Here is an 18,427-nt window from a genome sequence, read left to right as displayed (position 1 = left end):
GTCACTGCGGTGACCTGTGGCGGAAGATAAGGGCAGTGATGGCATACTGTCCAGCGCGGTTGTAAACATTTTTTTCAAGGAAAATCGGTCAATGGAATTCACCAGCGGCTTCTTGCTGAGCCTTTCGCTGTGCCTGGATATCGGCGTAGCCAACATCGCGATGATCACCCTGGCCATGCAGCGCGGCTACTTTCAAGGCTTCGCCCTGGGCCTGGGCACCTGTGTCGGCGACCTGATTTACGCGGTGCTGGCGCTGGCCGGCATGACCGTTCTGCTGCAATACGAAACCGTGCGCTGGGTGCTGTGGATTGGCGGTTCGGCGCTGCTGATCTACTTCGCGGCCAAGATGATTTACTCGGCAATTCACCACGAAGCGCTGCTGGCGGAAACGGCGGAAGTGGGGCAGAACTCCCATCGCAAGGAATTCTTTCGCGGCATCTTCCTCGCGATGTCGTCGCCGAGTGCGATTCTCTGGTTTGCTGCGGTTGGCGGCACGTTGATCGCCCGATCCGGTGGCGGTGGTCCGTTGAGTTCGGCGCTGTTTTTGGGCGGCTTTCTCTGCGCCGGCCTGCTGTGGTCGGCCGGTCTGTGCTTCGCTGCAAGCCACGGCGGCAAGCTGCTGGGCGACAAGCTGCTGCGCTACTCCTATCTGGCATCGGCGGCGATCTTCTGCTATTTCGCGGTCTACGTGATCGTTTCCGGCTACAACGAGTTTGTCGGCTCGGGCGCCGTCGAGCAGTTGCACTCGCTGTAAACGTGCGAAACGGGTCGGGCTTTCTATACTCCCAGCCGAATCCACTATTCCGTTCTGAGGAGTCGCGTCATGGATGAACAACAACGCGTCGAGATAACCGAGCCTCGCTTCGAACACGGGCAATTTCTGCTGATTGCCGGTTTCGGCGGGCGATTCACTCAGGAGACCACCGAAGACATTCCCGCGTTGTGGGAAAAACTGATCCCGCACTTGGGAAAAATCCCCGCGCAAGTCAATGAAGTGACCTACGGCGTTTGCTGCAATGCGGATGGCGAGGGCGGTTTCGAATACATCGCCGGGGTGCAGATCGACAAGCTCGACGACCTGCCGGAAAAGTACCGCTGGGTTGAAATCCAGCCGCAGAAATATGCGGTGTTTGAGCACAAAGGGTCACTGACGCAACTCCCTGACACCTTCCAGTACATCTGGAACACGTGGCTGCCGCAGTCCGGCCACGAAGCGGCGGACGCCCCGGAATTCGAGCGCTACAGCGAGGATTACAACCCGAAACTCAATACCGGCACGCTGGAAATCTGGCTGCCGATCAAGGCCTGAGCGGCGTAACAATCGAGGTGGAGCATGTCCGCCCCGTTGGTTCTGCATTATGCTGGCGGGCCTTGTTTCCACAGATTTTTGAGCTGCCATGAACACCGTGATCCGCAACGTCAGCGCCGCCGACCTCGACCGCTGCTACGCCATCGAAACCGTCGCCTATGAAGGCGACGAAGCCGCCACCCGCGAAAAGATCGCCACGCGCATCGCCACCTGGCCGGACGGCTTCATCGTCGCCGAGGTGGACGGCGTGGTCGCCGGTTTCATCAATTCCGGCGCGGCGTTCGACGTGCAAATGTCCGACGAGGCCTTCAAGGAGCTGATCGGCCACGACCCGAAAGGCCCGAACGTGGTGATCATGTCGGTGGTGGTGCATCCGGATTACCAAGGGCAGGGCCTGGCCAAGCGCCTGCTCGGCGAATTCATCGAACGCATGCGCGCCATGGACAAAGCGACAATTCACCTGATGTGCAAAGAGCAACACATTGCGTTGTACGCCGGATTTGGCTTTGCTTACATCAAACCGTCGGAGTCCGACCACGGCGGCATGGCGTGGCACGAGATGATCCTGACCCTCTGAAGCCAACACCTATCGAAACTGCCTGATCGTTCCCACGCTCCGCGTGGTAATGCAGCCGGGGACGCTCCGCGTCCCAAAACCGTGACGCAGAGCGTCACAAAGAGGCGTTTCCACGCGGAGCGTGGGAACGATCAGGGGATACTCAGAAGAACAGCCCCATCCGCCGCTCGTACCCAATCCGGCCCTTGTACGCTTCGCCGCTGTCGACATAGCCATGCCTGGCATACAGCGCAATCGCCGCCTCGTTATCAGCGTCCACCGACAATTCCAGCCCCTTGATTTCCGGCCAGGCCTGGCGGGCGACAGCGGGCAGCGCTTGCAGGCAAGCCTTGCCGTAGCCCTTGCCTTGCGCGCGCCGATCGACCTGCAGCGCATGCAACGTGGCGCTGTGTTCGTCGGCCCAGTCGGGCAATACCGGCGGGCGCTTGAGCAGCAGAAACGCCACCGGTACGTCGTCCGCCAGCAGGGCAAAACCCTTTACTCCGGGGCCGGGTTTCGACAGCAGGGTGTGCAGGGCACCGTGGATGTCGCCGGAGAATTTGATCTGCTCGGGGTGAATTTCAATCGACTCGACTTGCTCACGCTGCAAAGGGCTGAGGCTGTCGTAAGGCACGAGTTGGGCTGACACGGGAATTTCCTTTTTCCTACAAGGATTGAAGCTCGGATTCTAGCGACATTGTTGTCGGCGAAATTTTTTTGTTTGCCCTGTCGATCCGCGCATTGGGCAAACGACTAAGGGTGTCTTCACAACAAAAACCACGGAGAACACCATGAGCGCACAAAGCGAAATCCAGAGCCTGATCAACACCTATCGCGAAGCAGTAATGGCCAAGGACGTCGAGAAAGTCATGGCCCTGTACGCCGACGACATCGTCTCGTTCGATGCGATCAAGGCCCTGCAATTCAAAGGCAAAGCGGCGTACCGCGCGCATTGGGTCGAGTGCATGGAAATGTGCCCCGGCCCGCACATCTTCGAGTTCCACGAAATCGCCATCGAAAGCGCCGACAACATCGCTTTCGCCCACTGGGTGGCCAATTGCGGCGGCACCAACGACAAGGGCGAAACCCAGAGTTGCTGGATGCGTGTGACCGCCTGTTATCGGCAGGTCGGCGGTGCGTGGAAGATTGCCCATGAGCACTGGTCGGCACCGTTCGATCCGATGAGCGGCGCGACGCTGTTCGATGTAACCCCCTGATCTTCAGCCATAGTTGATCCGTTCGAATCAGGAGATCGCCATGAAATACCTATGCCTGGTCTACAGCGATGAACGCCTGCTGCACACCTCGCCCGACAGCCCGGAAGACGCCGAATGCTGGGCCTACGCCGAGTCGGTGCAGGGCAGCGGGCGGATGATCGCCGCCGAAGCGCTGGAATCGGTAGAGACCGCCACCACGGTACGCATGCGCAACGGCAAGTTGTCGATCACCGACGGGCCTTTCGCTGAAACCAAGGAGCAACTGGCCGGTTTCTACCTGATTGATGCCAAGGATCTCAACGAAGCGATTCAGGTCGCCGGCAACATTCCGGCAGCGCGGGTCGGCAGCGTTGAAGTGCGCCCGGTGCGGCAGTTGAATGTCTGACGTCAGGGCGCGGGTCGAGCAGGTCTACCGTGAGGAGTCGCGGCGGATTCTGGCCACGCTGATCCGCCTGCTCGGTGATTTCGACCTCGCCGAAGAAGCCTTGCACGAGGCGTTCTTCGTCGCGGTCGAACGCTGGCAGCGCGACGGCGTGCCGGACAATCCGCGCACCTGGCTGGTCTCCACCGGACGTTTCAAAGCCATCGATGTGCTGCGCCGGCGCGCGCGGTTCAAGGCGTCGCAACCGTTGCTGCTGGCACAACTCGATGAGCTGGAACAGGCTGACTGGAGTGGCGAAGACGTGGAAGACGATCGCTTGCGGCTGATCTTCACCTGCTGCCACCCGGCCCTGGCGGCGGATGCGCAAGTGCCGCTGACCTTGCGCGAAGTCTGCGACCTCACCACCGAGGAAATCGCCCGCGCTTTTCTCTCGGCGCCGGCGGCGATTGCCCAGCGCATCGTGCGCGCCAAGGCCAAGATCCGCGACGCGAAAATCCCTTATCAAGTGCCCACGCTGAACGAATTGCCCGAGCGCCTCGACAGCGTATTGCGGGTGATTTATCTGGTGTTCAACGAAGGCTATTCGGCCTCGGTCGGTGCCGAGCTGACACGCGAGGATCTGACGCGCGAAGCGATTCGGCTGGGGCGCTTGTTGATGGAGTTGCTGCCGGAGCCGGAAGTCACGGGTCTGCTGGCGCTGATGCTGCTGCATGAATCACGGCGACCGGCGCGCACCTCGCCGAGCGGTGAACTGGTGTTGCTCGACGATCAGGATCGCTCGTTGTGGGACGCCGGGTTGATGGCCGAAGGCTGCGCGCTGGTCGAGCGCGCGCTGAGTACGCGGCGGTTCGGGCCGTATTGCCTGCAAGCGGCGATTGCAGCGGTGCATGCGGAAGCACCGTCGGCGGCGGAAACGGACTGGCAGCAGATTGTCGGTCTGTACGACGTGTTGCTGCGCGCGGTGCCGTCGCCGGTGATCGAGCTGAACCGGGCGGTGGCGGTGGCCAAACGGGATGGAGCGTTGGCCGGGTTGTTGTTGGTAGAAGGGATTTTGGCGCGTGGGGAGTTGCAGGATTACCACTTGGCGCATTCGGCGCGGGCGGAGTTTTGCCGGCAATTGGGCCGGGTGGAGCAGGCGCGGGCGGCGTATCAGCGGGCGCTGGAGTTGACGCGGCAGGAGCCGGAGCGGCGGTTTATTCGAGCACGTATCATGGCGCTCGAAATGCTCTGACCTTGGCGCTCTGCCTAGTGTGGGCAGCCTGTGGATTGCCCTCACCCTAACCCTCTCCCAAAGGGAGAGGGGACTGATTGGGGGATATTGGAGGGATTCACCGACTTGAACGAATTGTCTTGAATCCATAATCGATAAGGTTTTTCAGGTCGATGCATAACGCCAGACACCTCGGTCGGCCCCCTCTCCCACCGGGAGAGGGCTGGGGTGAGGGGCTTTTGATTTCAAGCGCTTATTCGAGCATCTTGCTGAGCAACCAGCTCCCTGCCGGCCCCGGCGGATACAAGCGCGACCACAAGGCGTCGACAAACACCGGTTTCGGCCAGCCGCGCACGTCGAGCTCTATCAGCAAATCATTGGCATAACGCTGCACCAGCCACCTCGGCAACGGTGCCCAGCCAAAGCCTTTTTCCGCCATTTCCAGCAGCATCAGGTAACTCGGCGCCGACCACACCCGGCCTTTGCCGCGACTGTCGTAGGGATTGACGATGGTCGCCAGCCGCAGCTCGCGATGTTGTTCGAGGATCTGCTGATCGACATGCTCAAGCTTCGCCAAGGCATGCTCACGGCTGACGAACAGGGCTATCTCCGTGCGCTCGGCCACGGTCGAGGTCACCAGATCCGGCGGGTAGTTGTCCTGCATTTCCGCGAAGGCCAGATGCGCCCGGCCGCGCTGGACCAGTTCGATCAGGTCTTCGCATTCGGCAATCAGGCATTCCAGCTCAAGCTCCGGATAACGCTGCTCGAAATCCACCAGCGCCGCCTCGAAACGATACGACTGGTAGGTATCGGAAATCGCCACCGTCAGCTTCGGTTCCACACCTTGCGCCAATTGCCGCGCGCTCATCTCCAGACGACTGGTGGCGGCCAGAATCGCCTCGGCTTTTTGCAGCATCACGTGGCCGGCGGGGGTGAGTGTCGGTTTGCGGCTGCTGCGGTCGAATAGCTGCAAATCCAGATCAATCTCCAGACTGGCGACCGCCGCGCTGATGGTCGACTGACTGCGCCCCAGTTTGCGCGCCGCTGCGGAAAATGAGCCTTGCGTCGCTGCCTGGACAAACGCCAACAGCACTTCCTGCGAAGCCATGAACTATCGCCTTGATCGATGGTTATTGGTTTTGAAGTATCGGTATTCAGTTGGATCATGGCAACCATCGTCAAACAAGGAGTCAGGCCATGACTGCCCACAAGTCCATCACCGAACGTGTTTTCCAGGCGGTTGGTTTCGAGTTTCTCGCGATCCTGATTTGCACGCCGCTGCTCGCCTGGATCATGCAAAAGCCGCTGCTCGACATGGGCGCGGTGACCGTGTTGATCGCGCTGTTGGCGCTGGCGTGGAATGTGGTGTTCAACCGTTTTTTCGACCGTGCATTGGCGCGGATGAATCTGCCGCACAACGCCTGGGTCCGTGTAGTGCATGCGTTGCTGTTCGAAGGTGGACTGATCGTGATGGGCGTGCCGCTGATTGCCTGGTGGCTGTCGGTCAGCCTGTGGCAGGCGTTGTTGCTCGACATTGGCGTGCTGCTGTTCTTCCTGCCGTACACCTATATCTACCACTGGGGTTATGACGTCCTCCGCGAGCGCTTCATGGCCCGCCGCGCATGTGAAAGCTGAGGTAAACCTGTGTGGCGAGGGGATTTATCCCCGTTGGGCTGCGTAGCAGACCCGATTTTGGGGCCGCTCCGCAGCCCAGCGGGGATAAATCCCCTCGCCACAAACAGTCTGTTGGTTGAGTTCAGAGAAACATGCCGCCGGATGCCTCGACCCGCTGACCGTTGATCCACTGTCCGCCCTCCGACAGCAGCAGCGCCAGTGCACCGCCAATATCATCCGGCAGCCCTACACGACCCAGCGCGGTATTGCTGGCGACCATCGCGTTGACCGCGCTGTTGTCGCGCACCGTGCCACCGCCAAAATCGGTTTCAATCGCCCCCGGCGCCAGAACGTTCACGCCAATCTGCCGCGCCCCCAGCTCTTTCGCCTGATAACGCGTCAGCACTTCCATCGCGCCTTTCATCGCCGCATAAGCGCCGTAACCCGGCAGGCTGAAGCGGGTCAGGCCGCTCGAGATATTGACGATGCGCCCACCGTCATTGATCAGCGGCAGCAATTGCTGAGTCAGGAAAAACGGCCCTTTCAACTGCACGTTCATCAGCAGATCGAACTGCTCCGGGGTGGTTTCGCTGAACAGCGCATGCACGCCGACCCCGGCGTTGTTGATCAGGAAATCAAAGCGCTGACGCTCAAAGGTTTGCCCCAATACCTGTTCAACCTGCGCGGCAAACGCGGCGAAGTTTTCGCTGTGGCCGACGTCCAGCTGCAGCATCGCCGCTTTCGCGCCGAGTGCCTGCAATTCAGTGACCAGCGCCTGGGCCTCGTCGGCGCGGCTGTTGTAGGTGCCGATGATGTCGATGCCTTGCGCGGCGAGGTGCAGGGCGGCACTGCGGCCGAGGCCACGACTTGCGCCAGTGATCAGTGCGATTTTGCGGTTCATGCGGACTTCCTCGATTGCGTTGAATGGGATGGAAGAAGTTTATTTATCCGCCCTGAGGTGATAAACACGGCAAAAGCGGAATCACTGATCGGCTCAGCCGAACAATCACCGGGGCTTGTCATGAACAAACTGGAACTGCTGCGCACCTTCGTCCGGGTCAGCGAACTGTCGAGTTTCACTCTCGCCGGGGAAAGCCTCGGCCTGCCGCGCTCCACAGTGTCCGAACAGGTGCAGGCACTCGAAGCCTTGCTCGGCACGCGGCTGTTGCAGCGCACCACGCGCAAGGTGCAGGCCACTCAGGATGGACTGGTGCTGTATGAACGCAGCAAGGACTTGCTCTCGCACATGGATGAAATCGAAGGGCTGTTCCGTCAGGACGAGGCTTCGCTGACCGGGCGCATCCGCGTCGATATGCCGAACATCCTCGCGCGACGCTTGATCATGCCGCGCCTGCCGGAATTCATGGATCGCCACCCGAATCTGCAGATGGAAATCAGCAGCACCGATCGCCGTGTCGATCTGCTGAGCGAAGGTTTCGACTGCGTATTGCGCATCGGCGCGCAGCCGGATCAGTCGGTGGTCGCCCGGCATCTTGGCGACTTCCCGATGGTCAATTGCGCCAGCCCGGCTTACCTGCAACGTTACGGCGTGCCGCAGACCATCGAGGATCTGGCGCAGCATCGACTGGTGCATTACGTCGGCGTACTGGGCTCGCGTTCGGAAGGGTTTGTGTATGAGGAGGGTGGCGAAGTGCGACGGGTGGCGATGGCCGGCAGTGTCACGGTCAACAGCACCGATGCCTATGAAGCGGCGTGCCTGGGCGGCTTCGGCCTGACGCAGGTACCGCGCACCGGCATGCAGCCGCATCTGGAAAATGGCGAACTGGTGACCGTACTGCCGCAACACACCGCACCGCCGATGGCGATTTCGTTGTTATACGCACGGCAACGGCATTTGCCGCTGCGGGTGCGGGTGTTTATGGATTGGCTCGGCGAGGTCGTACGTTCAACGCTCTGACATTGAGCACATTGCCCCTGTGGGAGCGAGCCTGCTCGCGAAAGCGCCATGTCATTCAACATTGATTTATCTGACACACCGACTTCGCGAGCAGGCTCGCTCCCACAGGGAGGACTGTCTTGTGTGTGGGATTTGCGCTCAATAATCCCCACGCTTGCGAAACGCCCAGCGCCCGGCAATCACGGTAAACGTCGCAACCAACGCGACCAGCACCCAAAATCCGTGCGGGTCCTGGGACAGCGGCACACCGCCGACATTCATCCCGAAAAAACCGGCAATGATGTTGATCGGCAAGGCCAGCACCGTCACCACCGTCAGGGTGAACAGCGTACGGTTGCTCTGTTCGTTGAGGTTGGCGGCGATTTCTTCCTGCAACAGTTTGATGCGTTCGCCGAGGGCCGTGAGGTCGTTGATGATCAGCGCAAACTCCTCGGTGGATTTGCGCAACTCCTTGACGTCCTCCTTCTGCAACCACGGCGGCGGACGATTGAGCAGGCGCAGCAGCGAACCCGGCTCCAGCGCCAGCAGCCGTTGCAGACGCACCAGCACGCGACGGTTGGCGCCAAGTTCGGCGCGGTTGGTCGACAGGCGCGAGGAGAGCAGTTCGTCTTCGACCTGATCGACACTCAGACTGGTCTTGCGCACGATCTGCGTCAGCACTTCGCCCTGATCGCGCAGCAAATGCACGAGCAGTTCCGAGGGCGAGCGAAAGCATTCGCCGGCCTTCACCGACGAGCGCAACTTGTCCACCGAGTGCAGCGGTTGCAGGCGCGCGCTGACGATCAGTTTGCTGCGCACGCAGACCCACAGCGTCGACACGTCGGAGGAGACCATGCTGCTGAGGTTGAACACCACATCGTTGACCACCGCCAGCAGCGCCGAATCGACATGCTCGATGCGCGTCGATCGCGAACCTTCGTGCAGCGCTTCGAAAAACTCCTCGGGTAATTGCAGATGACTTTTCATCCAGCGCTCGCACGCGGCGTGGGCCAGGTTCAGGTGCAGCCAGAGAAATTCTTCGCTGTCGCCGTCGTCCTGCAAACAGCGCAAAGCCGTCGCCGAATCGATCTCGCGCCCGCGCTCACCGGGTACAAAGCGAAAGCCGTAGAGCAAGCCAAACAGGTCCGGGGCACGATGGCTGATATCGAGGCTGTGGTTCATGGCGGCTCACTGCGAGGAGGGTGTCTGGTGGGGGATTTTCAGGTTCACCTGAGCGGCATCATCGCAAGCCAGCATGACCGTTTTGTGACAGTAAAGTGACTGCAAATCAACGCGTTACCGACTGTCGGAAGATTCTCAAGAAGCCCTCTGGCGCGCCGATCTCAGGTGAGTTAGGTTGCGCGCCATCGGCCCTTGGCCATGGTACGTCGACAGGGAAGTCCGGCCATTTTTCACGTCCGCTCGGGCGTGCCTCATCCCTGCTTCGAGTACCTTGCAATGCTGCAAAAATCCCTGAGAACGCAAATTCTCGCCCTGCTGAGCGGCAGTCTGCTGGCAATATTGTTGATCGCGCTGGCCTGCTTTCATTTCCTCTCCAACGGCGTGCAAAGCTATAGCCAGTTGATCGCCGGCCCGCTGCACACTTCGCAATTGATCGATGAAGCCAACCTGCAATTCAAAGTGCAGGTGCAGGAATGGAAAAACGTCCTGCTGCGCGGCAAGCAACCGGCGGATCTGGCGAAATACTGGAGCCAGTTTGAAGAGCGTCAGCGCGACGTGCAGAATATTCTCGGCGAACTGGCCGGCCAGAAAGGCATCGAGGCCAATCTCAAATCCCGCATCGAACGTTTGCGCGAGGAGCATCGCCAGTTGGGCACGGCCTACCAGAAAGGCCGCGATGCCTACGTCGTTGCCGGTGGTGATCCGAGCGCCGGCGACGCAGCGGTCAAAGGCGTTGATCGCGCCACCAGCGAGCAGATGAGCGCACTGGTCGCCGAGCTGCGCGAGCAGGGCACCTCGCAATCGGCGTTGATCAGTGCCAGCGCTGAGCGCACCGTGTGGCTGGGGCTGTTGGTGATGCTCGCGTCAGGCTTGTTGATTGGTCTGCTGAGCCTGTGGCTGGTCAGCCGCAACCTGATCGAGCCGATCCGCAACCTCATCGATTACGTCACCCGCTTGAGCCGTGGCCAGTTGGCCGAACGTGTTGTCAGCGAGCGTCGCGATGAACTGGGCAACCTCGCCGCCGCAGCGAACACTCTGCGCGATTTTCTGGCGGACACCTTCACTCGCTTGCAACGCAGCGCCGGTGATCTGGACAGCGCCAGCGGCGAGTTGAACGCCATTGCCACGACCATGGCCGGCGGCACCAGCGAGCAATTCAACCGCACTGATCAAGTGGCCACGGCGATGAATGAAATGTCCGCCACCGCCCAGGAAGTCGCCCGTCATGCCGCCGATGCCGCGCGTGCTGCCGACGATGCCGATCAGTCGGCGCAGCAGGGTGAAAAGGTCATGCAGACCACCATTCACTCGATCACGCAGATGCGCGGCGAAATCGCCAACACCGCCACGGTGATTCGTCGCCTGGAAACCGACAGCGGTCGTATCGGCAAGGTGCTGGAAGTGATTCGTGGCATCGCCGAACAGACCAACCTGCTGGCGCTCAACGCGGCCATCGAAGCGGCGCGGGCGGGCGAGGCCGGGCGTGGTTTTGCCGTCGTCGCCGATGAGGTGCGCAACCTCGCTCAGCGCACGGCGGAGTCGATCATCGAGATCAACCAGATTATTCAGAACGTGCAGACCGGCGCTGTCGATGCCGCGCAGGCTATCGAGAGCGGCCAGGCGCGCAGTGATGAAAGCGTCGAACAGGTGACCCAGGCCGGCGCGATGCTGGAGCGCATCACCTTGGCGGTGGAGGCGATTCGCGACATGAACCGGCAGATCGCCACGGCGGCAGAAGAGCAGACGTCGGTGGCCGAGGATATCTCGCGTAACCTGACTGAAATCACCGCGATTGCCAGCACCAACCTGGACAACGTGCAGCGCACCGAAAGTGCCAGTCAGAATTTGCATGGGTTGTCGGGGCAGTTGAATGAGGTGACGGCGCGGTTGAGTGCTTGATTGCGAGGTCAAGCGTTCTGCAACTTTAGTCGGTCTTCGCCTGCTCGCGATGGTGTGGAACAGTCAACATTGATGTCGCGGCCACTCCGCTTTCGCGAGCAGGCTCGCTCCCACATGATTTACGGCAGGCATGAAAAAGCCGCACGATTTTTCAATCGTGCGGCTCTTTAACAGCGGTCTATCAAGTGTCTTGCTTGTCGCTCAGCACTTTACCGGTGGTGGCATCAAAGTCCACGTCGAACTCTTTGCCGTCAGCAGTCTTAAGTTCAACTTCATACTCGTAACCATTGAAGTGGTTATCCAGGTCGGTATCGGTAATCGTTGCGCCCGGGTGCAGTTTCAGTGCTTCGGCGTTCATCGATTCCAGCGACTTGATCTTGCCGTCCTTGACCAGTTGCGGGATCTGGTCGATGCGAACATCAGCCTGAGCCAGGCCGGCGGTGAGGGTCAGGGCAGCGGCGGTAAACAGGGCAGTCAAAGTTTTCATCGGTTCATTCCTTGGCAGTGCGTTGAAGTGGTTGATCTGTGTAAGTGGGTTCAGATTAACCAGCGCAACTTAACTCACCCTTAAATCTCTGCTTCGCGATAAAACTGCTCTTTGTCGGAGCGAGCCTGCTCGCGAAGCAGGCGACTCGATAACAACTTAGAAACCGTTCTTCTTCAGAACCTCATCAACACTGCCAACAGCCGGACGCTTGTAAAACTTCAACAGTTCACTGGCTCGGTTGGTAAAGATGCCGTCGACACCCGCCGCCATGACTTTCTCGTAGTCCACCGCCTCGTCGACTGTATAAACATGTACCAGCATGCCCTGATCGTGGGTGTACTGATTCATCCACGGTTGCACCAGATCGGAATAGCTCTGATCACCACCATGGGTCAGCTTCGCCGAAGGGCCGGTGCCGATCGCGCCCTGGGCCTTGGCGTAGTCGACCCATTGCTTGAATTCCGCTTCCGACTTCGGTTCCTGCTTGCCGTAGAAAACGTTTTTGTCTTTCTCGCCGGACGCGGCAAACGTCACGGCGGATTTAGGCTCGATGCTGCCTTCGCCGACCCACAACAGCAGAATCTTCGGCACTTGCGGCATTTCCTTTTCCAGCAATTGCAGGCTGTTTTTGTCGAAGGTCTGCAGGATCACCTTGCCTTTGCCCTGACCGACGCCCAGCGCACTTTTCGCCAGTTTCGAACCGGCCGGGCTCAGCCAGCCGCGATCCTGCAGTTTTTCCTTGAGGTCATGTTCGATGCCGGGAAACAGCTGCGGCTCTTTGGTTTCGATGTACAGGCCCGGCTTGTGCTGCGGGTTGGCGCGGGCGATGTCGATGATTTCATCGAGGGTAAGAATCTTCAGCCCGGCGTAGGAGGGGCGTGCGCGGTCAGGATATTTGCTGTTGAACCAGCTGCCGGCATCGAGGGTTTTCAGTTCGGCCATGGTGAACGCGGTGGCCGGGCTGTCCTTGCGCTCGGGGAATTTGCTGGCGACGTCGGTGGTGCGTTGCAGGTTGTCGTCGTGCAGGGCGAAGAGCACGCCGTCCTTGCTGCGCTGCAAATCCATTTCCAGGTAATCGGCGCCGAGGTCACGGGCCAGTTTGTAGGCCGCAGCGGTGGACTCCGGGGCATCGAACGACGCGCCACGGTGGGCGATCACCGCAGGATGCGGAATGCCATGGGCGGCAGCGATTGCCTTGGGCTCCGGGTGGCTGGCGGCATGCGCCTGACCGAGGCCGAACAACAGACTCAGCACCAGAGCGCTTCGGGTAAAAGTGGCAGGCATGGTCGAGTTCCTTTCGCAGGTTTTTTTCGAGACGTACCTTTTAACAATTGACGCGCCGCAGGGCTATCGCCAGACCGACATAAACCGAGCAAAACGGAAATTTCCTGCACTTTTGTGGCGCTGTTTGCAGTACGCTTGCCCTCGGCTGACGCCCCGGCAGAGGGCGCGCCGCTACATTGCCCTGCGTGTAAACCATCGATCATCTTTCGTGAGGTTTACCATGCGCATCACCTCCCAACTCATCTGCCAGGCTGCCGACGATCTCAAAGGCTTCGTCGGCCTCAACCGCAAGACCGGCCAGTACATCGTGCGCTTCAGCGAAGATTCATTCGGCATGGACGTGGCCGACGACGGCATCATCCCCGCCAGTGAATTCGTCTGGGCACCGCTGTCGGACACCACCATGACGCTCAAGCGCGAATTGATTCAGCTGCTGCTCGATCAACACATCGACGACCGCATCAACATCACCGAGCCGTTGCGGGTTTACATGAGCAAGGTTGAAGTGCCGGAGATTGTTGCGGTGCGGAGTCTGGTGCGCGGTTGAGGTTTTGCTGTGTGGTTGCGGGCCTCTTCGCGAGCAGGCTCGCTCCCACAGGGATTTTGTGAACGCCACAGATCCAATGTGGGAGCGAGCCTGCTCGCGAAGGCGGCCTTAGTTCTGGCACACGTGAGCGTGCAACTCGCTGGTCAGTCCTTCGATGCGCTCGGTGAGGGTTTTCGTCATTTCGGTAAGGCGGGTGTTTTGTTCCAGCAACGCCAGCAATTGTGCGGAATTCTTCGCCGCCTCAGCCTGACGTTCGGTATTGGCCAATGCCAGAGCTTCGCGGTGCTGCGCATCGGCGTCGGCCTGCGCTTTGTCGCGCGCGGCCTGACGGGTTTGTGCAAGCAGGATCAATGGCGCGGCGTAGGCCGCTTGCAGGCTGAAGGCCAGGTTCAGCAGGATGAACGGGTAGACGTCGAATTGAGTCACGCCCCATACGTTGAGGCTGATCCATACCGCAACGATCAAGGTTTGCGCTCCAAGGAACAGCGGCGTGCCGAAGAACCGCGCAAAGGCTTCGGCGCGCAGGGCGAAGGCGTCGTTGCCGAAGGTCGTATTCAGATGGGCGTGGGGGCGGTGGAAGCGCAGGTGATCGATGGGGGCGTTGGACATTCCAGGTTTTTCGTTATTCATGGGGCACTCGGCGGGGCTTGGGACGTGTCGTCACTATAGCTCTGCGTTGTGGCGGCCGACCTTCGCGGACTGCCCACGAAGGTTGCGACTCGTTCTATCGACCCTGCACAAGCCTCAATTCGGCACCCGCTCATTGGCAAACATGCTCACCGCATCCACCGCCTCACTGGCGCCATCGCGAATCTGCAGAATCACCGTGCCGGCCTGATTGGCCAGTTCCACGCCTTCTGCGGCGCGGTCGCGGGTGCCTTGCATGCTTTTGATCGCCTGCCGTGTTTCGCTCTGGATCAGGCTGATCATGGTGGAGATCTCGGCGGTGGAGCCGCTGGTGCGCGCCGCCAGTTGCCGTACTTCATCGGCCACCACGGCAAAGCCGCGGCCCTGTTCACCGGCGCGCGCGGCTTCGATGGCGGCGTTGAGGGCGAGCAGGTTGGTCTGATCGGCGATCGCGCGGATGGTGTTGACGATGGCGGTGATCTGCTCGGAGCGGTCACCCAGTTGTGCGATCAGCGTTGAGGACTGGCTGATGTCCTCGGCGATTTCGCGCATTTCGCTGGCAGCCTGTTGAATCACCTGCGTACCTTGCTCGGCGACTTTTCGCGTCGCTACCGAGATGTGATAAGCGGTGCTGGCACTGCGTGCGTCTTGCTCGTGTTGCTCGACACGAGCGGTAACGTCAGACGCGAATTTCACGACTTTGTACAAGCGCCCCGAAGCGTCATAGACGGGGTTGTAGTTGGCCTCCAGCCAGACGATCTGACCGCGCTTATCCACGCGCTCGAACTGTCCGTGGAAGAACTCGCCCTGATTCAGGCGCCGCCAGAAATCCTGATAGGCGCCGCTGTTGACCAGCGCCGGGGTGCAGAACAGGCGGTGATGCTGGCCCTTGAGCTCTGCGAGGCTGTAACCCATGCGCGTGAGAAAATTCTGGTTGGCGGTAAGAATGTTGCCGTCGAGATCGAACTCGATCACCGCCATCGCGCGATCGATCGCCTGCAGCTTGGCGTTGGCCTCGTTCTCCTGCTGCACCTTGGCGGTGACATCCATCGCGTACTTGACCACTTTGATCACCCGTCCCGACGCATCCTTGATCGGGTTGTAACTGGCCTCGAGCCAGATCGGCTGGCCTTTGCTGTCGACCCGTTCAAAGGTGCCGGACTGGAACTGACCGTTTTTCAGGCGCGACCACAGCTCAGTGTATTGGGCACTGCGCCCGAACTCTGGTGTGCAGAAATGCCGGTGCGGCTGGCCGATCGCCTGGGCAGCCGTGTAACCCATGGTCTTGAGGAAATTGTCATTGGCACGCAACACCACGCCATCAAGATCGAATTCGATCACCGCCATCGAACGGTTGATCGCTTCGAGCATCGCAGCTTGGTCAAAAACGGTGTGTTGCAGTTCAGCGAGGGCGGCTTTCTGGCGATTGAAAAACATGCTTGCGATACTCGGGAAGTGGGGAAAATCAAAAGGATTCAGTCCCTATTCCTGCGCCGGCAGACCGAAATGCACAGACGGCATTCGGTGGTGACTGCTCAATGCCAGCGTTCCGTTACTGGCAGATGGCTACTTATACAAAACTTAATAAAGTTGTACAAGAAAGGAATTTTTCACGAGTTTGTATAACTTTTTGCGAAATTAGTTGTACGCGGCTCGCCGCGCCAGTGATTCACCGCTGATACAGTGCCAGGAACATCTCCAGCGCCGACTCGGCAACTGCATTCTGCGCGTCTGGATCAAGGGCCGCGCGACCCAGCGAGATCTGCGGCCAGAATGCGAATGCCTTGAGCAAACCTTGTACTTGATGCGCGGCAAATTCTGGATCCACCGGTTTGAGCCGTCCGTCGGCTTGCGCCGCGCGTATCCAGACAGTCAGTCCTTCCTCGCGCTCGCCCATGCGCTCAATCATGTTCTGCGCACGTTCAGGGGAATGAATGGTTGCGGCAATCGCCACCCGGGCGAGGGTGAGAAAATTCTCGTCGGCCATCATCTGCACTTTTTCTCGCAGCATCAGGCGCAGCTGCTCATGCAGCGGTTGCTCGCGGTCGTAGCTCACCGATGGCTCGGCAATGATCCGCGCCCACAACTGATTAAGGATCTCGGCGAACAGCTCTTCCTTGCTCGGGAAGTGGTTGTACACCGTTCGCTTCGACACGCCGGCCGTGGCGGCGATCTTGTCCATGCTGGTGATTTCGAACCCGTGGGCACGGAATTCGGCGATCGCCGCCTGGATGATGGCTTCGCGTTTGCGGTCGGTGAGGCGTTGTGGAGCGGTCATGAGCGGACTTCGGCAGAGAAGGAAGGAAATTACACTCGGCAGTTTACTTGGCGCCGGCTTTGATGCAACCTAGAAACTACACCGCTCAGTGTAATGTTGCGTTAATCCTCGCACTTTACAAACCAGAGCGTTTGGCCTTTGCGTGCAGCTTGGCCATTTTCATTTCCCGTGGAACACCGTGCAGCACACGGTTTTTCGGAGTCGTTCAGTCATGGCCAATCCAGTCTCTCTCCCGGATAACACTCCCACGCCTGAAGCCTCTCGACAGGATCAAGGGCTGTTTCGCAATCATGCGCCGGTGCAGCGCGAAGGGGTACGCAAAATGCTGCGGATCATGTGGAACATGATTTTCCACAAACCGCGCGACACCCGTCCGAGCGCCGCCATTCCTGTGCAACCGCTGACCCGTGAAGATCTGCTCGCAGCGCCCAATCACAGCGTTTACCGCTTGGGGCACTCGACGCTGTTGCTAAAGATGCGCGACAAATTCTGGATCACCGATCCGGTCTTCGCCGAGCGCGCCTCGCCGGTGCAATGGGCGGGTCCGAAACGCTTCCACCAACCACCGATCAGCATCGACGAACTGCCGCCGATCGAAGCAGTGATCCTCTCGCACAATCATTACGACCATCTCGACTACGAAGCGGTGCTCAAACTCGCCGCCAAAACCACTTACTTCCTGACTCCGCTGGGCGTGGGCGACACCCTGATCAAATGGGGCATCGACGCCAGCAAGGTGCGCCAGTACGACTGGTGGCAGGGCACCGAAATCGCCGGTATCCGCTTCATCGCCACCCCATCGCAGCACTTCTCCGGCCGTGGCCTGTTCGACGGCAACAGCACGCTGTGGGCGTCATGGGTCATGATCGATGCCGACACACGAATCTTCTTCAGCGGCGACAGCGGTTACTTCGACGGCTTCAAACGCATCGGCGAACAATACGGCCCGTTCGACCTGACCCTGATGGAAACCGGCGCCTACAACGTCGAATGGCCCCACGTGCACATGCAACCGGAAGAAACCCTGCAAGCCCACATCGACCTCAAGGGCCGCTGGCTCTTCCCGATCCACAACGGCACCTTCGACCTGGCCATGCACGCCTGGCACGAACCCTTCGACCGCATCCTCGCCCTTGCATGGGAACGCAGTATTGCGATTACCACACCGCGAATGGGGGAGGCGTTCAACATTGCGCATCCACAACGGGGGAGTGCGTGGTGGATGGCGGTTGAAGAGGAGGGGGAGGCGCTAGTGCAGAACGCCTGACGATTTCATCCGGTTCGCCTCGGTGCGAACCGGATGAATCAGATTCCTATTTCCTTCATTCGCCGGTGGTAATCCTCCATCGTAGCGACTGACAAATCCCTGAATTTTCCACGAAGTATCTGACTTAGTGTTTCCAAGGTGATGCCAGTCATTTGCGCCGCTTCAGATTCGTTCAGGTTGGCAGTCTTGATCAACGCGGCCATTTTTGTCGCATATCCCGATTTGATCAGCATTTCATCTGCACCCTGCAGTCCCAAATCTGCGTAGACGTTGCCCGTGCTTCTTTCGATGTCCATCCTTAGCGCTCCTTATTCGGCCATCGCAAAATCCCCACGCCCCACCGATTCCCCCGCCATAGCCTGCGCCCTGACACTGCGCCCCGGTGCAAACCCCGGGAAGAACACCAACCCCTGCGCTTCAAACCGATAAGCCAGTGCCAGTCTCGCGGCGTCCGCCACGTCCTGCTGAGCTTCGAAACGCTGGATATCTGCCACCGCCACCTCGGCCTCGCGCGACAGTTGTTCAATGCTCCAGCCCAGCATGGCGCGGGCCTGGACGCAGTGGGTCGGGGTGAACTGGAAAAGGGCAATGCGTTCGAGGACGTGGTTCATCGCAAGAGAGGCCATGGTGTGCTCCGGGCTCAAAAGTGCTGATTGAAAATGTACTGTGTT

General features: G+C 59.8%; 22 protein-coding genes. 11 read left to right on the top strand and 11 right to left on the bottom strand.

The genetic code is table 11. The features are described from left to right. The first annotated feature begins 91 nt into the window (after positions 1-91). From D8U70_RS10620 to D8U70_RS10610, 3 genes are all read left to right on the top strand, one after another. Complete coding sequence (locus D8U70_RS10620; RefSeq protein WP_016773553.1) at positions 92-754, top strand: LysE family translocator; 663 nt, start codon at positions 92-94, stop codon at positions 752-754. Between the two features lie 69 nt (positions 755-823). Next, positions 824-1,309 (top strand): GyrI-like domain-containing protein, encoded by a 486-nt coding sequence (locus D8U70_RS10615; RefSeq protein ID WP_122691404.1) that lies wholly within the window; start codon positions 824-826, stop codon positions 1,307-1,309. A gap of 88 nt (positions 1,310-1,397) precedes the next feature. Next, entirely contained in the window at positions 1,398-1,886 is a 489-nt protein-coding gene (locus D8U70_RS10610) for an N-acetyltransferase (protein WP_016773555.1), read from the top strand. A gap of 142 nt (positions 1,887-2,028) precedes the next feature. On the opposite strand, the gene D8U70_RS10605 is transcribed toward D8U70_RS10610, so the two are convergent. Then, complete coding sequence (locus D8U70_RS10605) at positions 2,029-2,514, bottom strand: GNAT family N-acetyltransferase (protein ID WP_130928859.1); 486 nt, start codon at positions 2,512-2,514, stop codon at positions 2,029-2,031. Between the two features lie 142 nt (positions 2,515-2,656). On the opposite strand from D8U70_RS10605, the gene D8U70_RS10600 reads away from it, so the two are divergent. Genes D8U70_RS10600 through D8U70_RS10590 form a run of 3 tightly spaced genes read left to right on the top strand, consistent with a single transcriptional unit; the run spans position 2,657 to position 4,695 of the window. Then, complete coding sequence (locus tag D8U70_RS10600; RefSeq protein ID WP_122602112.1) at positions 2,657-3,082, top strand: nuclear transport factor 2 family protein; 426 nt, start codon at positions 2,657-2,659, stop codon at positions 3,080-3,082. A 40-nt stretch (positions 3,083-3,122) separates the two neighbouring features. Continuing rightward, the gene (locus D8U70_RS10595) at positions 3,123-3,467 is read left to right on the top strand and encodes a YciI family protein (protein ID WP_130909739.1); all 345 of its coding nucleotides are present in this window, start codon (positions 3,123-3,125) and stop codon (positions 3,465-3,467) included. Further along, on the top strand, positions 3,460-4,695 hold the full coding sequence (locus tag D8U70_RS10590) for an RNA polymerase sigma factor (RefSeq protein ID WP_130928858.1): 1,236 nt from the start codon (positions 3,460-3,462) through the stop codon (positions 4,693-4,695). The genes D8U70_RS10595 and D8U70_RS10590 overlap by 8 nt, the downstream gene beginning before the upstream one ends. Before the next feature lie 232 nt (positions 4,696-4,927). Here the strand turns inward: D8U70_RS10590 and D8U70_RS10585 are convergent, their stop codons facing one another. Next, positions 4,928-5,782: a LysR family transcriptional regulator gene (locus D8U70_RS10585; protein ID WP_073472068.1), complete on the bottom strand. Its 855-nt coding sequence runs from the start codon at positions 5,780-5,782 to the stop codon at positions 4,928-4,930. 89 nt (positions 5,783-5,871) lie between these two features. Here D8U70_RS10585 and D8U70_RS10580 point away from each other — a divergent pair, with 89 nt between their 5' ends. Beyond that, positions 5,872-6,309, top strand: a complete 438-nt coding sequence (locus D8U70_RS10580) for a multidrug/biocide efflux PACE transporter (RefSeq protein WP_110602443.1) — start codon at positions 5,872-5,874, stop codon at positions 6,307-6,309. 121 nt (positions 6,310-6,430) lie between these two features. Here D8U70_RS10580 and D8U70_RS10575 read toward each other — a convergent pair whose 3' ends face one another. Further along, a complete protein-coding gene (locus D8U70_RS10575; RefSeq protein ID WP_076563899.1) occupies positions 6,431-7,189 on the bottom strand; it encodes an SDR family oxidoreductase in 759 nt (252 codons plus the stop codon). A 120-nt stretch (positions 7,190-7,309) separates the two neighbouring features. Between D8U70_RS10575 and D8U70_RS10570 the strand changes: the two genes are divergently transcribed. Continuing rightward, entirely contained in the window at positions 7,310-8,206 is an 897-nt protein-coding gene (locus D8U70_RS10570) for a LysR family transcriptional regulator (protein ID WP_130928857.1), read from the top strand. A gap of 138 nt (positions 8,207-8,344) precedes the next feature. On the opposite strand, the gene D8U70_RS10565 is transcribed toward D8U70_RS10570, so the two are convergent. Continuing rightward, a complete protein-coding gene (locus D8U70_RS10565) occupies positions 8,345-9,367 on the bottom strand; it encodes a transporter (RefSeq protein ID WP_130928856.1) in 1,023 nt (340 codons plus the stop codon). A 276-nt stretch (positions 9,368-9,643) separates the two neighbouring features. On the opposite strand from D8U70_RS10565, the gene D8U70_RS10560 reads away from it, so the two are divergent. Further along, positions 9,644-11,266 (top strand): methyl-accepting chemotaxis protein, encoded by a 1,623-nt coding sequence (locus tag D8U70_RS10560; protein WP_130928855.1) that lies wholly within the window; start codon positions 9,644-9,646, stop codon positions 11,264-11,266. A 181-nt stretch (positions 11,267-11,447) separates the two neighbouring features. Here D8U70_RS10560 and D8U70_RS10555 read toward each other — a convergent pair whose 3' ends face one another. Both D8U70_RS10555 and D8U70_RS10550 read right to left on the bottom strand, forming a co-directional pair. Next, positions 11,448-11,753, bottom strand: a complete 306-nt coding sequence (locus tag D8U70_RS10555; protein ID WP_016773566.1) for a PepSY domain-containing protein — start codon at positions 11,751-11,753, stop codon at positions 11,448-11,450. 156 nt (positions 11,754-11,909) lie between these two features. Then, positions 11,910-13,037 (bottom strand): glycerophosphodiester phosphodiesterase, encoded by a 1,128-nt coding sequence (locus D8U70_RS10550; RefSeq protein WP_024014034.1) that lies wholly within the window; start codon positions 13,035-13,037, stop codon positions 11,910-11,912. 220 nt (positions 13,038-13,257) lie between these two features. On the opposite strand from D8U70_RS10550, the gene D8U70_RS10545 reads away from it, so the two are divergent. Beyond that, positions 13,258-13,584 carry a DUF2025 family protein gene (locus D8U70_RS10545; RefSeq protein ID WP_095181510.1) on the top strand — a complete coding sequence of 109 codons (327 nt, stop codon included), beginning with the start codon at positions 13,258-13,260 and terminating at the stop codon, positions 13,582-13,584. Between the two features lie 108 nt (positions 13,585-13,692). Here the strand turns inward: D8U70_RS10545 and D8U70_RS10540 are convergent, their stop codons facing one another. The 3 genes from D8U70_RS10540 to D8U70_RS10530 all read right to left on the bottom strand — a co-directional run bounded on the left by D8U70_RS10540 (position 13,693) and on the right by D8U70_RS10530 (position 16,489). Next, complete coding sequence (locus tag D8U70_RS10540) at positions 13,693-14,193, bottom strand: DUF1003 domain-containing protein (protein WP_240996758.1); 501 nt, start codon at positions 14,191-14,193, stop codon at positions 13,693-13,695. A gap of 135 nt (positions 14,194-14,328) precedes the next feature. Next, complete coding sequence (locus tag D8U70_RS10535) at positions 14,329-15,648, bottom strand: PAS domain-containing methyl-accepting chemotaxis protein (protein WP_122704239.1); 1,320 nt, start codon at positions 15,646-15,648, stop codon at positions 14,329-14,331. A gap of 232 nt (positions 15,649-15,880) precedes the next feature. Further along, positions 15,881-16,489: a TetR/AcrR family transcriptional regulator gene (locus D8U70_RS10530; RefSeq protein WP_016773570.1), complete on the bottom strand. Its 609-nt coding sequence runs from the start codon at positions 16,487-16,489 to the stop codon at positions 15,881-15,883. A gap of 211 nt (positions 16,490-16,700) precedes the next feature. Here D8U70_RS10530 and D8U70_RS10525 point away from each other — a divergent pair, with 211 nt between their 5' ends. Further along, entirely contained in the window at positions 16,701-17,756 is a 1,056-nt protein-coding gene (locus tag D8U70_RS10525; RefSeq protein ID WP_130928853.1) for an MBL fold metallo-hydrolase, read from the top strand. Positions 17,757-17,794: 38 nt separating this feature from the next. On the opposite strand, the gene D8U70_RS10520 is transcribed toward D8U70_RS10525, so the two are convergent. Both D8U70_RS10520 and D8U70_RS10515 read right to left on the bottom strand, forming a co-directional pair. Beyond that, a complete protein-coding gene (locus D8U70_RS10520) occupies positions 17,795-18,052 on the bottom strand; it encodes an XRE family transcriptional regulator (RefSeq protein ID WP_122704235.1) in 258 nt (85 codons plus the stop codon). 12 nt (positions 18,053-18,064) lie between these two features. Further along, positions 18,065-18,382: an XRE family transcriptional regulator gene (locus D8U70_RS10515; RefSeq protein ID WP_122507662.1), complete on the bottom strand. Its 318-nt coding sequence runs from the start codon at positions 18,380-18,382 to the stop codon at positions 18,065-18,067. Between the last annotated feature and the right edge of the window lie 45 nt (positions 18,383-18,427).

The sequence above is a fragment of the Pseudomonas sp. Sample_20 genome, from assembly GCF_004307585.1.
GTDB classification, from domain to species: Bacteria; Pseudomonadota; Gammaproteobacteria; order Pseudomonadales; family Pseudomonadaceae; genus Aquipseudomonas; species Aquipseudomonas atacamensis.
Note: the sequence above shows the minus strand (reverse complement) of the source record. Positions and strands in the feature narration are given on the sequence as shown.